The sequence below is a fragment of the Paenibacillus amylolyticus genome (assembly GCF_050990605.1).
Lineage (GTDB): Bacteria > Bacillota > Bacilli > Paenibacillales > Paenibacillaceae > Paenibacillus > Paenibacillus amylolyticus_H.
This window is the reverse complement of the sequence record NZ_CP158832.1, coordinates 419,593-435,099: the sequence shown is the minus strand read 5'-3', so window position 1 is coordinate 435,099 and position 15,507 is coordinate 419,593. Positions and strand designations below refer to the sequence as shown.

Below are 15,507 nucleotides of genomic sequence, written 5' to 3'. Positions count from 1 at the left end.
GTAGCATTAGAGAGCGTTTCGCATCTATAGAACATATTCCGTTTTATATCAATATCGTACGTTCCGATGATTTCTGCCCTAAAAAACTAGAGTAGAACCTACTTTCGTTAATTATGATATGTTTTTATGTAAACGCTTTATTAAATGGATGTAAAATGTAAAGGGGGAATTTGTTAAATTTCGGTCAACATGATATCTAGTCCTCGGCCTGCTATATAATGATGAAGTTGTTTAGAAATAAAGAATGAAGGGGGATAAAGAATGCGTAAGCCATTTCAGTCTGTGAGATCCAAAATGGTTCTTTCCTACCTCGCTGTTGTTCTTGTCATTGCGCTTCTTTTCGGCTCTATTTTCTATCTCTTCTTCTCCCATCAATACAGCAAAGAGATCCGCATCAATAATCAATTGTCGCTGAAAAGCACGGTCAATACTATTGAGAGCTCCGTGATCCAGAAGGTGAATCAGGTCTATCTGTCCCTGGCACTCGGTAACGCTGCAAATATCAATTTAGATAGCTTACAAGGAAACCACAGCAAAATTCTGGACATCGAACAGTCCCTCAAAAATATGGTGCAAAATTATTCCGATCTCATTGAAGCCATTCATGTGTACGATACGAAGAACCACTTCATCGTCTCATCTGTATATGGTCTATTGCTCTATGAGGACACACCTTCGAGTATGGATCATACGACGGATTGGATTGCTGCGATGAAAGAGACTCCAGAAAGTTCCTTATGGATGAAGACTCGCATGGTTCCTCAGGATGCATATATCGAATCACGGGAACAGAGCAACATGAGTCCTCTCATTTCCTATGTCCATAGTTACCCGTTTCAATCAACAGGACAAGATAGCAAAGCCCTGATTGCGATTGACATCAAAGAGTCAGCGATTAGTCAGATCATTCAAAACATGCTCCCTGCTGACTATGCAAATACATTAATCATCGATCAGGATGGAACCGTCATCTCTGCCACAGACAAAACGTTGATAGGCACCTCCACGGAGGAGAATTTAACGCAGTCGCTGCTTTCTTTTCATTCATCAGAAGAGAGCTTTACGCCTGTATTTAACTATGACTCGCAAGTTGTAACTCAAGATCAATTTAAAGGAAATGCATGGAGAATCTACACAACCACGCCTAATGACAGCTTCTATTATAAGTTGGATAGCTTGAAGGAAATTTCAGTTCTTCTCGGCTTATTGGCTGTTGCGGTTGGGATCGCGATGTCGTCCATCTTCACGAGGGCCAACTATAGTCCTCTTAAGCGAATCCTGAATAACATCAAGAGCCGGATGGATAGCCCAACCAGCTTAAAGCAGGACGAATATCGGTTTATCGATACAACCATTAACAGTCTGTCCAATAAAGTCGATAGTCTGGAAGAAACACTCCAGGCCAATCATAAGATGATTAAACATAGTATCATGCTGAACATGTTAAATAACCGGTTTACACCCGAGGAGCTTACGCAGCAACTGCAATCTGTTCATATTTCAATGGCGTATACTCGCTTCCGCTGCATCGTCATTGACCCGGTCAATGAGAAGTGGAAGGATCTGCAGCCACGACAGTTGCAGCATACGTTGTACACGATGATCCAGCAACTGGAGTTGGCAGAATTGGAAGGAACTCAACTGCTGGCAGAGGAATTGCAGGATCACAAAATAGCAGTAATCATCTGTACCAACCAATCCGAAGAACCTCTCTCTGATCTCATTGTGGACTTTATTCACACGGAGGCAAGAACGAGATTCGGTCTGGATTTTGTCCTATCACTGGGCGGATGGGTAGAGCATTTCACGGAGATTCACACAAGCTATCATCAGGCGAATACCTTGATTCGATACAGCTATTTCTTTCCCGATCAGTCTGCCATTCAGGATCTTGATCTTCTGAACAGGGAAACCAGCAGCTTGGAAATTTCGGACTCATACCTCGTAAATTTGGAGAAGAAATTACAAACTCGGGATGTGCAAGGTGCGGTTCAGGCCATTCAGGAATTGGTCGCGACATTAAAGGAAGGCCCATATTCAGCCGAATACAGTCGGATCATATTATTAAAAACAGTATCTATTTACGCTGAATGTATTCATCAGGTACGTTGGCAGCCCGCCGAGGCGAATTCATTGAATTTGTACAAGCAATTTTCATTGTTCTACAATATCAACCGATACTCGGAATGGATGATTCATCTCGTGACCGAATTTGTGATGCATATGGAGAAGCGAAGTGAGGTACGAAGTGTAGATACCATCTCGGCGGTCAAAGCCTATATTCACGAGCACTTATCTGGCGATCTCACGCTGGATCATGTCTCAGAACAAGTATTCATCAGCCCTAAATATCTCAGTAAACTCTTCAAGGAAGAAACTGGGATTGGTTATTCCGAATATGTTACGAATCAGAGAATGGAACGCGCACGGGAACTCATGACACAGCGTGAAATTACGGTTGAGCAGGTCGCAAGTACGGTCGGTTACCGTACTCCTGCCTACTTCATTAAGAAGTTCAAAGAAATTCACGGCTGTACACCCAAAAACTTCATGCGCAGTTTAATGGAACAGGGATCTATATAGGTTCAATTAGGAATATTTACACGGGCACTCCGATGACAGAACAACCTTCCGATCGCTGTTATTCCCAGATTTCTTCGATCCCTTTTCTAAAAGGGGAAATCCGGGAATAAAGGCGAGGCATATGCTTACGATGCAGCTTTCTTTCAGAAAGCTTTTAGCTTCGCTTCTTCAGGTTCTTTCTGTCCTCTCCGTTATTGTGAATGTTAAATTGAAGCTATATAGAATTTAAAATTAGTAAAGGAGTTGCTATGAACCTCAACCTTTCAAGAAAGTTATGTCTATTGATTGCTACATCTATTCTTATAGGATTGATGAGCGGTTGTACCATTCTAAACACAGAAACAGCACAAGTGCAGCAGGACCATATAGCAAGCGCTGAGAAGAATACAGTACCACAGTATACGATATCCTGGACCATGCATCAGAATATCCCTGTTCCTGAAGACGCTGAAATGATTGCATATATTGAGGATCGATTTGTTGTCGATCTGGACGTGTGGAACCTTGAAAACAAGCGGTACGAGGAACTACTGGATCTAGAGCTTGCTCAAGGGAAAATACCCGATTTGTTCAGGATCAGGCAGCCGCATGATCTGCTTAAGTATCAAATGCAAGGGGTCTTAGCGGAAATCCCCCCGGATGTACTTGAACAATATGCGCCAAATATCGTACAGCGAATTCGCGATTATGATTCACGTTATTTAGAGTATGGAAAAATAAACGGCTCCTTGTATGGAATTCCGGCCATTAATCAGACCAACATCTATCGAACCCCTGTTGTATACCGAGAGGACTGGCTTAAGAAGCTTGGTCTGGACGTCCCGAAGACATTAGATGAATTTGAAACGGTTATGTATGCCTTTGCCAAAGATGATCCGGACGGAAATGGTAAACAAGATACGTATGGCCTATCCAGAGAGGGTTTAAATGTGGTTTTTGGCGCTTTTGGACAGTCCGTTTTCACCGAGCAGATGTATTTTAACGAAAAAAATAACCAACTGGTGATTGGCGCTTTGGAGCCTGAAATGAAAACAGCCCTGACTTATATGCAAAAGTGGTATCGGGACGGAATTATCGACCCTGAGTTCATAACTGGTGAAAACAAAGGTGGCTATAAACATCTATCCCATGCTTTTATTAATGAAAAAATTGGGATGACCTCAATGGGCAACTATTATCATTGGAATCAAGAGGGAGATTACAGTGTCCTCAATGAAAATGGACAAGAAACTCCGGTGGAACCCTCGTTCAATGTCAATGAGCTACTACAGAAGAACGCAACCGCAGAGGTTGTATTTGGTTCTCCAGTTATTGGTCCTGAAGGACATAGCGGTTCAAAAGGGAACAATCTGCTGATGAATTTTATTGCTATAGGTGCTGAGGCTGCGAAGGAGCCGGGAAAACTGGAGAGAATTTTGCAGATACTCGATTATGTAAGTGCCAACCCCAATCCGGTGGAGCAGATCAAAATGGAGTATGGCCTTCCAGGAAAACACTGGAATTGGAACGCTGATGCTTCAAATTCATTCCACTTACTTCCTCCATATAACCGAATGGAGAATTATACGAATAGGATCGGCTCAAGTATTGGCATGATGGTTCCAGGTACAATCTCGGACAACCGTGAAAAGTGGGCTGCATCTGCAGGGTTGACGGAGCATGGGATCTATAATCGTCTGGAGGTTGCAACCCCTGCCCTGATTCAATATTCATCTGAGCTGATTCGCATGAGAGACAGAGCGTACATCTCCATCATTACTGGCGATCAACCTGTGGGGTATTTCGATACCTTTGTGGAAGAATTCATGGACGCAGGCGGGCAGCAGGTGCTACTTGAAGCGAATGACTGGTATAAGGAGCATAAGGAAACAAGTCGCACGCAATAGGTAGGTCGTTGGGAAGCCACGTCACTCTCTATCCCTTCGCACTCGCATTCGATCCGCGTAGTGAACGGGCTGAACTGCTTCGTGGCGTGCTTCCGGATTTGGAGGCGCTGCCTGAAGGCGTGTTCTCAAAACGCTTGCGTTCGGTCCGCTCCATCTGCACAATCTGACCTTCGTGCACCACGATGTGCAAAGAACCAAACTCCATATCATTCAGCTGTCCGGCAATTCGGTCGAGCCATACCTCATCCACTTTTAACGGCTTAGCCATAGAGCTGCCTCCTCTTCTCGGGCTACTGCCCGCTATAGTCCTCAATGCATTGTCAACCAACCGATTTATAATTCATTCTTATCCAACCTATATACTTGGTTTATACATTAGCAGGGCTTCCAGTAGCTGTCAATCTGTATTTTCTTCTTAATCTTATTATGAAATTGATCTGCTTTGTATCACTTTTCCGAAACCGCTTTGTGTCCAAGCCAGCTCTTGAGCAGCAACGTGGCGAGAGCCAGAATAAGTAATAAAGACGCCACGGCAAATGAAGCCGAGAATTGATATTCGTTATACAAAATTTCCACATGCAGCGGTAGCGTATTCGTCTCTCCGCGGATATGTCCGGACACCACTGATACCGCTCCGAACTCGCCCATAGCACGGGCATTACACAGAATAATACCGTACAGCAGCCCCCATTTGATGTTGGGCAAGGTTACACTCCAGAAGATTCGCCACCCGGAAGCACCCAGCGTAACCGCTGCTTCCTCTTCCCGGGTTCCCTGGTCCTCCATGAGTGGAATTAACTCCCTCGCTACAAAGGGGAACGTAATAAACAGTGTCGCAATGACAATGCCTGGCAGCGCAAAAATGATTTTGATATTATGTTCGGACAGCCACGGCCCAAACCACCCATTCGAACCAAAGACCAATACAAAGATCAAGCCGCCCACCACAGGTGAGATCGAAAAGGGAAGATCAATCAGGGTGATCATAAGTCCCTTGCCTTTGAACTGGAACTTGGTAATGAACCATGCAGCGGCCACACCAAATATCGTATTCAGCGGCACCGTAATCGCCGCAACTAATAACGTGAGTTTCAGTGCAGACATGGCATCCGGCTCGGTAAGAGCGGCGATGTACACACCCCAGCCCTGTTTCAGGGCCTCCATAAGCACAATGACCAGTGGCAATATAAGCAGCCATAGGAGTACCAGGCTCGCCAGTCCAATCAACAACCATTTGACCCATGGAGCTTCCGTTGTTGCACGGTTTGTTCCGCGGCCAGCTCTTGCGGGTGGAACAGGGCTCAGTTGGACAGAACCCGCCATATGCTGCACCTCCTTTGGTTTGGGTGAGTGAAGTCTTCTAATGCCCTTTTTCCATCATGCTTTATCGTCATGCTCTGCCCGCCTTCCGGCTCCAACGTTGCAAGGAATTGATAATCAGTAGCAGGATGAAAGAGACTAAAAGTAGCAGCAAAGCTACAGCTGTAGCACCTGCATAATCGAACTGCTCCAGCTTGGCCATGATCAGCAAGGGGGCAATCTCCGTTTTCATCGGCATATTACCTGAGATAAATACAACGGAGCCGTATTCCCCAATGCCCCGGGCAAAGGCCAGAGCGAATCCGGTCAGCAGTGGCGGAATCAGATCCGGCAGCAAAATGGTACGGAATATTCGCCATCTTCCTGCGCCCAGTGTGGCAGCCGCTTCTTCCACCTCAGCCTCCAGCTCCTCCAACACCGGTTGCACCGTACGAACCACGAATGGAATGCCGATAAACATCAGCGCAAGCGTAATCCCGGCCTGTGAATAGGCGAGCTTAATGCCCAAAGGCTCTACAAACTGCCCAATCCAGCCATTGCCGGCATAGATCGCCGTAAGGGCAACCCCTGCTACCGCTGTTGGCAAGGCAAAAGGCAGATCAATGACTGCATCAAACAGCCTTTTACCAGGAAACTCATACCGAACAAGCACCCATGCCAGGAGTAACCCCAGCACGAGATTAATCAGGGCCGCTGCACCTGCGGTCAGAAAGCTGACCTGGAAGGAAGCCAGCACCCTGGGATTGGTCGCAACCTCAATCATGGTTGCCCACGTCAGCCCTGTTGAGTTAAATAACAGCGCCGCCAGTGGAATAAGTACAACCAGGCTCAGGTAGAGTACACTGTAACCCATCGTTAATCCGAATCCCGGCAATGGGCGTCTCCGCGCCACCATCACCTTGCTCATGCACGTTCATCCTCTCTGCCTTCAGCCGGTAAGGCTGGTTGGCCGCTTACAGCGCGATTGATCCGGTCTTCTATGAACAGCGCAATCTTAGCTGCCCGGAACATAGATCTGGTCGAAGATACCACCGTCATTGAAATGTTTGGCCTGAGTATCCCGCCATGTTCCAAATACATCTTTCAGCGTGAACAGTTTAAGCGCAGGGAACTGATCCTTGAATTTTTCCTCCACGCTATCCAGCGTTGGGCGGTAATAATTTTCAGCAGCAATCATCTGTCCTTCTTCACTGTACAAATATTTCAGGTAGGCATCGGCCACGTCGCGGCTTCCTTTTTTGTCTGCATTTTTGTCCACAATCGCAACCGGTGGTTCAGCCAAGATACTAACCGAAGGCACGACTATATCGAATTTGTCCGGACCCAACTCTTTTACAGATAAGAAAGCTTCATTCTCCCAGGCAAGCAGCACATCCCCAATGCCACGTTCAACAAACGTTGTCGTAGATCCGCGAGCCCCCGAATCCAGTACAGGCGCATGCTTAAACAATTCACCAACAAATGCCTTCGCTTTCTCTTCATCATTGTTATTGTGCTTAAGGGCATATCCCCATGCCGCCAGATAGTTCCAGCGTGCTCCGCCGGACGTTTTGGGATTCGGGGTGATGACTTGGGTATCCCCTTTGATCAGATCATCCCAGTCCTTGATGCCTTTGGGATTGCCTTTACGTACAAGGAATACAATCGTAGAGGTATACGGAGAGCTGTTATGCTCGTATTTATCCTGCCAGCCTTCGTTAATCAGACCTTTATCTTCAATCGCGTCAATGTCGTATCCCAATGCCAGCGTCACCACATCCGCATCCAATCCGTCAATGACAGAACGACTCTGTTTGCCCGATCCCCCGTGAGATTGCTTGATGGTTACTTCCTGACCTTTCTCTTTCAACCATTGCGCCGCAAATGCTTTGTTATATTGCTCATAGAGTTCGCGCGTTGGGTCGTAGGAAACATTTAGCAACTCGATGGCCTTGGCCCCTTCTTTTCCGCCTTCCGCTCCCCCCGATGTTCCTGCTGCACTGGACCCGCCGCTATCCGATCCGCATGCTGCCAGTACCCCTGTTAACACCAGTGCCAGACCAACCAGAATACCCTTGTGAATTCTCTTTTTCATGATTAACACTCCCCCCGATATAGACGATATAGATCTGCATGACTACCTCAGGCCGGCTGAACAGGATCGAACGCCCGTAAAAAAACAAGAAGACGGAGGAACCCCTGCGCACTTCTCCCCATAAAGTCATGTCGGCCCTAGGCCGTGCATGCTCCACCCGGAAAGGATGCGCTGCGGTGTTCCTCCGTCTATACGGTGAGAACGTATTCTGTTCAGATCATCATTTTTATTATTCCTACCTGTTTAGTAAGTTATATACGTATAATAAAGGCAGTCTATATACCTGTCAAACGTTTTTTCCGATTTTTACCGGATTTCTGGCCTATTGGTAAAAAAAAGAGGAACAACGAACCCGCGTCCGTTGTTCCCTTCAGCGAATCCCATGCTTCGCTGGCTATTGTAAACAGGAATGGAATTGGACTGCCGTGCCTGGTCCATTCCTCATCTGCCCTCATACCGGATATTGGGTACCGGTGGTGTGTTCATGCCTTCTCCCAGATAAAAGCCAGTGTGCGGCGGTTGATTGTAGGCTACATTTTGCCAAGCGATGCCAAGACGGTACACCGGATCATGCATCAGCGTGTAGATGCGTTTGTCGGTAACTGCTGTTGTGGTGTAGATCCGCAGCGCTGAGCTGTCATTCGTCCGCCACACAACCTCCTCTCTCCAGTCCCCGAACAGATCGGCCTGCAGGTTCGGCGTAGAGCTACTCCATCGGGCGTTGTCCCACCTGCAGGTACACTGAGCGGTATAGACAGATAGTTGTTGCCCCATACGTTCGCTGCCGCTGAAGCGGCCTGCTCCGTTCCACTGACTACAGCGCGATCTGTGTATTTGGAACTGCTTGTCCCGCTTGCATCCTGAAGGTTCGTGCTATTCGTTATGGGCGTAGCGTTCACCTTGGTTCCATCCCGATAGACGTTAAACGATACATTCGAACCTTCCGTACCCAAGAGACGCCAACTAACAAACACACCTGTCCCGGTCTTTACAGCAACCACACCGCGATCCAGATATTCCATCTGTCTAGCACCCGCTGCATGCGTTACTGGTGTGTTGCCCAGACCAAGCGAAGTAACCAGCAAGGCGGAACTCAGCAGGGATACTCCGGCTGTACGTAATATGTATTTCCACAATGATGATCGATTCCCCATAAACAATTGCCTCCCCAATTGTAGTGGTAAGCCCGATGCCCTTTTAGCGCCGTCTTTTATGTAAGCGCTTTAATATATTCATTTTAAATTAAACATATAATTCCATCTATAGGTCTAATTTAGTAATCGGAAGAACAGTTTGATGTAGATAATAAATTTTCATAAAAAACAGCACTCTCAATAAATTTGAGAATGCTGTTTAAACCCCTTGAATACACGATTTTCATGTACTACAACAATCAGCCACCACCCGCTCCATGTCCCATCAATGTATAGATTATAGGGTTCGTAACGATTACAACACTACACAGAATCAACAAAAGCGACACTTTTTTCTGCATTGATCCGCTGCACCTCACTTGATAATAATTTAAATTTTTGTTTTGCAACTGAATCAGCCTGATCCCTGTATTCCTCAAACAGGGTCATGCACGTAATAATATTCCGATCACTATTTATCTTAACTGAAAAATGCAAACCTTCTAAAATTAGATTAATTGCATCCTGACGATGTTTGGTAAGATTATATACTCCCAAATCACTTAAAAACTGTGCGTAACTCTCACCCATAATTGAATGATTGTACTCTCCAAACTCTGTCTTGTATGTGCGTAAGGGGATATAGTCAGAGAATCGATCCAAAATGGCATCAATGTTTACGCCAAATTTATTTGCAGCTTGTACTATATATCGAAGGGCCATGAAGATTTCGTCTTTGCGTCCCTCAACATAGTCTGCATAATCGGGAATAACCTCCACTTCACCTGACATCAAACGATAGAGATACGTATTCGCTACAGCCCACTCTTCAAACTGCTTCAATATACGACGAGATTCTTCGTCGTCCTCTTTTACCCATCTTTGTCCGTCAGCATATAACTTCACAAAGTCGAGTGCTCGGACATAGTCCCTGTGCTCCTCATATACAGTGGATTGGATTAACCAGGAGTACAATATATAAAAGTACAATGGTCGCTCCGTACGTTTCATCTCGTGATTCTTACGTTTACGGTTGTTATTTGCCTCATACTGTATCTGTGCTAAAAGCAGCATTTTGTGACAAAGCGCGTTAACCTTATTCCATTTATGAACAGCCATAAACACATGAATCAAATGTTTCAGCGCGTCCAATTGGTATCCCTCATCCAACCGGTCAACATAGGGCTCGAACAAGATAGCCGCCTTTAGATTTTCCTCCAGATTCTCTCCTTGTCCAATTAGAAACAACCGGTATTGACACATCGCAAGCCGTTCAGAATGCTGATATTTCTCAACTTCACTCACACTTTTATATAACAATGCCGCGGCAGACCGCTGATTTTGTTCAAATAATTGTTCAGCCATCTCAAATAATTCTGTCGCATAATCCAGGTCGTCTAGTAGACGATGAAGAATCTGCTCAATGCAGTCCAACCGATTCAATTCCGCACTTCGGAGAATAAACGGTCTGATCCGCCGCATGGAGACGGAATAAGCGAAACATTCTTCCACGTAGTCGGCAAAAAAATGATCCGCTGCCACGCCCATTCCTGATGAGATCGCAATCAATTGACTCACCGATATGGGACGATTCCCATGTAAAATACGACTAATTGTGCCTGTATTGATGCCAGATACTTCTGAGAATCGGGAGAGCGTCATGCTGTTCTTATCAATAAAGTGGGTTAATTTCTCCCGAATTGAATTTGCAGGTTCCAAGGAAAGCACCACCCTTCGTGCAACATCCAGATTTTAGGTTTAATCACTATATATTCTGATCATAATGAACGTTCGAACGATGGTCAATAAAAAAATGTGATAATTGCCACTATTTTCAAGTTATTCTTATGAAAACTAAAAAAGCTGAGAAACCATGTGTTCTCCCATGATTTCTCAGCTTGTAGACCTCTTTTTTAGATGTAATATTGCACTTACACTTCTCACTTCACCGAATTACCACTTATACTACAGGCGCAATACATACCGGGCGAGGCAGTTCCAGCTTGAACCCGTTATGCGTCAGACGTCCGTCTTCTTCGCTGATCTGGAAACCTACGAGGTTATTGCTATCCTGATTCGCCACGACCAGAATTCCACCTGGCAAAATATTAAAGTTACGCGGTGTCTGCCCAATCGTGGACGTCCACTCAACGGCTTCTAACTCACCGCTCTCCTGGTCAATGTGATAGAGTACGATGCTGTCATCTCCCCGATTGGATGCATACAGGAAACGTCCACATGGAGATACACGGATGTCCGCAGCGGTACCCTCGCCTTTATGCCCTTCTGGAAGTGTGGAAATGTGCTGCACCGTAGTGAACTCACCTCTGCGCTCATCGTATAGGAATGCCGTAACCGTGTTGTTCAATTCGTTAATTACATATGCCCACTTCGAGTTGGGATGGAACACAAGATGCCTTGGCCCTGCGCCTGGTGGCTGATCCATCTCACGATGGGTTACCAGACGTCCTTCTTCCAACCGATACACAATGATCTGATCCAGACCGAGGTCACATACGACAGCATACTGTCCAGACGGATCTGGTTGAATGGAGTGAGCATGTGGCCCTTCCTGGCGTTCCTCGTTGATTCCACTTCCCGTGTGCTCCACCCATGCACTCATCTCACCAAGCGTCCCCTGATCGCCTATCGGAAATACATTGACACTGCCGCTGCTATAGTTGGATGAGAACACCCACTGACCATCCTTGGAGACAGACACATAACATGGAGAAGCCCCGCGGGTCTGCTTTCGATCCATCAGGTGCAGTTCACTCGTAGCCGCATCTCTGCGATACACCAAGACCTCTCCCTCGTCCGTCTCACTCGCCACATACAGACAGTTACCATCCGGGCAGAGTGCCAGATAAGACGGATTATTCACGCCATCCATGTGATTGACGATCCGCATCTCTCCTGTATCCGCATTCAATGCACATAGAAATATTCCTGGTTCATCCGCTGACACATACGTACCTGTATAAAAAAGTGTTTCCTGAGTTGTGACTGGTTCCATATCTCAATCTCTCCCTTATCCTATATATTCACTGGTCTGATTCTTCCCACTCTTATATACTTACCCAATTCACGGGCAACTGCTTCACTTCCTGTAACGTGGCTTTCTATATTCAGAATAACTCCGCTCAGCGCTCTCATATCTGTCATTGACTCCCTTACCCCCGCTCACCATAATACAAAGTATGAGACCTAACAACAGACCACCCCTACAGCGTAAATCTGACGGATTTCGTATGCAAAAACTCATGGTGCTTCCAGACTCACTGCTGCAAGAAACCGCAGCTTATCCGGCCACGTCCGGATTATACGTTACCGATATCGGTTACTTTCACGAAGCGGAACATCATTATCGTGACCGTCCCGATGGTTGTGAATCACACATTCTGATGTACTGTGCCCAAGGCACAGGCTGGTATACGATGGATGGCAGCAAGACATATGATGTCAGTCCGGGAAATCTCGTCATATTGCCTGCACATACTCCCCATGTGTATGGTGCCAATGCAGCTGAACCATGGAGCATCTTCTGGATTCATCTACGCGGGGAACACGCTTTAACCTACATAGAACCATTATTAACTCATCATATTACTACCATGCCACCGGCCAAGGCTCAGAAATGGCTTGAGCTTTTTCATGAATGTTACGGCGCGTTAGAAACGGGTTACTCCATGCAGACGATGACATATGCCTCTCAGATTATCGGTTATATGCTCGGTATGCTCGCTTATGGACCGGAGACGACAGGAACAGATGGTGGGATTGTGAGCAGCAAACGTGCGGCAGAACAATCCGTTCAATACATGCTGGAGCACCTGGAGAACGGAATCACCCTCAAGGAACTGGCGGCTCATGCCCGGCTGTCTGTCCCTCATTACTCACAGTTGTTCAAGCAAGCGACCGGGCATTCACCCATCGATTATTTCCTGCGGCTCAAGATCCAGCATTCCTGCCGCTACCTGGATTTTACCGATTGGACCGTGAAGCAGATCAGTTCCGAGCTTGGATTCAAGGACCCGTACTACTTCTCCCGTCTGTTCAGCAAAATGATGGGACGTTCACCTACGGATTATCGAAATAAATCCAAAGGATAGATGACCTATCTATCCCATTGGCAAATTCCAGCAACCTTTTGAACAGTAGGGTCGTCTATAGGGGCAAATAACTTTTATATAAAGGGATCATCCCTGGAAAAGTGAGGCGAACCTATTATGATAAAAAATATACTGGCTACATTAACTGCGGGGGCTCTGCTCACGCTGTCTCTTAGTGCAGGCCCGATCAACGCTGCGCAGGCCCAATTCACGGATATTCAAGGTATCGCAGGAGCAGACCAAATCGAATCTCTCCATCAGGATGGATTCATCAAAGGTGTGAGCGACGGCTTGTTCAAACCTGAACTGGAGTTATATACCGCACAGGGCATTCAACTGATTGCGGACGGACTGAATCTGAATCTGGACACAATTCGTTTTATCAAAATGCCGGTACCAAGTGACTACTTCTCTGCTGTAAAAGATGGCGTGTGGTATAGTGACGCATTTATCCGCGCCCAATATAATGGCATTCAAATGTCACAGGATATCGATCCGTCCAAACCGCTCACTCGTGAACAATTCACCCTGTTCCTGATGCAAGGCATCGAGGCCAAAGGCGGTCTGCCGATGATTAATATCAAACCTGTGGACATTACCGACGAACAGGAACTTACGCCAGAGTATCAAGGTGCTATCCAACGTTCACTCGTTCTCAAAATCAATGAACTGGATGACAACGGAAACTTCAATCCCAAACAAACGATTACTCGTGCCGAAGCAGCTGTTATGATGTATAACGCAATCGAGTACATGGAGTCGTTCCATGCACCACAAATCCCGGAAACCCCTGAGAAGTAATCATTTCATGGTGGAAAGCAATATGCCAAACAGCCGCACCTTCCCTCAGCAGGAAAGTACGGCTGTTTGTATGATACCTATATCACTGATGCGATCATCAGATTGTAGCTTTATAACTTAGAAAGTTCTAACTTAGAAAGAACCTTTAACAACAACCTCAGACAACGGTAAACGTCCTGACGGGCGAGCTGGCTGTGCAGCTTTACCTACAGTAATCAATAACGTTGGCACAAATCGTGCAGGAATGTTAAATGTTTCGATCAGTTTTTGTGGATTATATCCACCGATTGGACATGTATCGTAACCCAGGGAGCGTGCAGCAAGCATAATGTTTTGGGAAGCAAAAGATGCATTGCGGATCGCTTCATCGCGAGCGATTTGCGGGCTTTGGTAAGCACCGTTGATCTGTCCAACCAATGCGTCACGAACCTCAGCAGTCAGTGCGCCTGCTTCAACAGCTTGATCGTAGATTACCGTGTTACGGTTCGCTTCCAAATCTCCGAGAACAGCAATGGTAACCGAACTTTCCACGATCTGACTTTGACCATAAGCAACTGGCAGCAATTTCGCTTTGTCTGCTTCAGATTCGATTACGAGGAATCTCCAGTGTTGCAGGTTCCATGAAGATGGTGCTTCCGCAGCTGCTGTCAAAATCGCATTGAGATCAGCTTCAGGCAATTCAAATCCTTTTTCGTACTTTTTGACAGCATGGCGTTCGCTAATAACGCGAAGTGTTTCATTTTTTTCAATGCCTGACATGTGTTCCACTCCCCAGAATTTAATTTGTTTATACTTCTTTACTTTCCGCAAGGTGATCTTGAAGAATACTCTACCAAGGATTTGCCTTCCGGAAATAACATCAGCGCAGACGATTTCTCCTCATCTGTGTTCACGTTATGCCCGGAATCGCTTTAAAACCATCGATGGATCTTTCACCGGAGCATAAGCCCACACCCTAACCAGTCGACCACATGAACCTTACTATCACGCCTGACTAAACCAAGGCCAGATCTCGAATGACCTTTGATTATGGAATCTGTCAGGACTTCTCTTTAGCAGGCAATCCATCTAGTGATAACTCACATGCATCCCCACGACCTATACGTTCTTTCACATCCTGGATGGATATACGATCAAAATAAGCGCTGAGTGCCTCTTCGCCACCATTATAAATGTTCCCCATCACATCCTGCATATTGGAAGATACCACGCACGATGAACCGGACTCCCCTGAGCACCAGTTGGGACCGAGTGAGCCACCAGCTACCAGTCTGTACAATTCTCCCAGCTTGATCTCTTCACTTGGACGGCTAAGCAAGTACCCACCATGAGCACCTTCCTTGGTCGTCAGGTAACCATGCTTGCGCAGAACACTAAGTACCTTGCGGACTCTGGCCGGGTGTGTACCCACACTTTGTGACAAATCTTCACTATTGGCCATACACTCATCTCTCATCGACAGAAAAACAAGACAATGTACCGCTATGGTAAATTCGCTGTTCATTACTTACTCCCTTCCCGGTTTACAACACCGATGAACTTCACCCAAGGTAAGTATAACTGTCATTATATGAATAACAGTTATGTTTGTCAACTTT

At 46.2% G+C, this 15,507-nt stretch carries 12 protein-coding genes and 2 pseudogenes; 4 read left to right on the top strand and 10 right to left on the bottom strand.

Annotation, left to right across the window (positions count from 1 at the left end):
* Positions 1-261 precede the first annotated feature (261 nt).
* Positions 262-2,583, top strand: a complete 2,322-nt coding sequence (locus ABTV53_RS02055; RefSeq protein WP_433750066.1) for a helix-turn-helix domain-containing protein — start codon at positions 262-264, stop codon at positions 2,581-2,583.
* A 248-nt stretch (positions 2,584-2,831) separates the two neighbouring features.
* Positions 2,832-4,469, top strand: coding sequence for an extracellular solute-binding protein (locus ABTV53_RS02050; protein WP_433750063.1), 1,638 nt, complete (start codon positions 2,832-2,834; stop codon positions 4,467-4,469).
* Positions 4,470-4,497: 28 nt separating this feature from the next.
* Here the strand turns inward: ABTV53_RS02050 and ABTV53_RS02045 are convergent, their stop codons facing one another.
* The 8 genes and pseudogenes from ABTV53_RS02045 to ABTV53_RS02010 form a co-directional block, all read right to left on the bottom strand.
* Positions 4,498-4,737, bottom strand: a complete 240-nt coding sequence (locus ABTV53_RS02045) for a YezD family protein (protein ID WP_433750061.1) — start codon at positions 4,735-4,737, stop codon at positions 4,498-4,500.
* A gap of 179 nt (positions 4,738-4,916) precedes the next feature.
* Positions 4,917-5,792: a sulfate ABC transporter permease subunit CysW gene (gene cysW / locus ABTV53_RS02040; RefSeq protein ID WP_433750058.1), complete on the bottom strand. Its 876-nt coding sequence runs from the start codon at positions 5,790-5,792 to the stop codon at positions 4,917-4,919.
* Positions 5,793-5,859: 67 nt separating this feature from the next.
* Positions 5,860-6,696 (bottom strand): sulfate ABC transporter permease subunit CysT, encoded by an 837-nt coding sequence (gene cysT, locus ABTV53_RS02035; RefSeq protein ID WP_433750055.1) that lies wholly within the window; start codon positions 6,694-6,696, stop codon positions 5,860-5,862.
* Between the two features lie 87 nt (positions 6,697-6,783).
* Complete coding sequence (locus tag ABTV53_RS02030; RefSeq protein ID WP_433750052.1) at positions 6,784-7,863, bottom strand: sulfate ABC transporter substrate-binding protein; 1,080 nt, start codon at positions 7,861-7,863, stop codon at positions 6,784-6,786.
* Positions 7,864-8,304: 441 nt separating this feature from the next.
* Positions 8,305-8,574 (bottom strand): annotated as a pseudogene (locus tag ABTV53_RS02025) (rhamnogalacturonan lyase); the annotation flags it as partial.
* A gap of 119 nt (positions 8,575-8,693) precedes the next feature.
* Positions 8,694-8,885: pseudogene (locus ABTV53_RS02020) on the bottom strand (rhamnogalacturonan lyase); the annotation flags it as partial.
* Between the two features lie 435 nt (positions 8,886-9,320).
* A complete protein-coding gene (locus ABTV53_RS02015) occupies positions 9,321-10,715 on the bottom strand; it encodes a helix-turn-helix domain-containing protein (protein WP_433750049.1) in 1,395 nt (464 codons plus the stop codon).
* Positions 10,716-10,956: 241 nt separating this feature from the next.
* Positions 10,957-12,012, bottom strand: coding sequence for a lactonase family protein (locus ABTV53_RS02010; protein WP_433750046.1), 1,056 nt, complete (start codon positions 12,010-12,012; stop codon positions 10,957-10,959).
* Positions 12,013-12,247: 235 nt separating this feature from the next.
* Here ABTV53_RS02010 and ABTV53_RS02005 point away from each other — a divergent pair, with 235 nt between their 5' ends.
* Together ABTV53_RS02005 and ABTV53_RS02000 are read left to right on the top strand one after the other, a co-directional pair.
* Complete coding sequence (locus tag ABTV53_RS02005; protein WP_433750042.1) at positions 12,248-13,108, top strand: AraC family transcriptional regulator; 861 nt, start codon at positions 12,248-12,250, stop codon at positions 13,106-13,108.
* A gap of 117 nt (positions 13,109-13,225) precedes the next feature.
* Positions 13,226-13,909, top strand: a complete 684-nt coding sequence (locus ABTV53_RS02000) for an S-layer homology domain-containing protein (RefSeq protein ID WP_433750040.1) — start codon at positions 13,226-13,228, stop codon at positions 13,907-13,909.
* Between the two features lie 132 nt (positions 13,910-14,041).
* Here ABTV53_RS02000 and ABTV53_RS01995 read toward each other — a convergent pair whose 3' ends face one another.
* Positions 14,042-14,668 (bottom strand): nitroreductase family protein, encoded by a 627-nt coding sequence (locus tag ABTV53_RS01995; RefSeq protein ID WP_076215923.1) that lies wholly within the window; start codon positions 14,666-14,668, stop codon positions 14,042-14,044.
* A gap of 280 nt (positions 14,669-14,948) precedes the next feature.
* Entirely contained in the window at positions 14,949-15,413 is a 465-nt protein-coding gene (locus ABTV53_RS01990; RefSeq protein ID WP_433750037.1) for an RrF2 family transcriptional regulator, read from the bottom strand.
* Positions 15,414-15,507 lie beyond the last annotated feature (94 nt).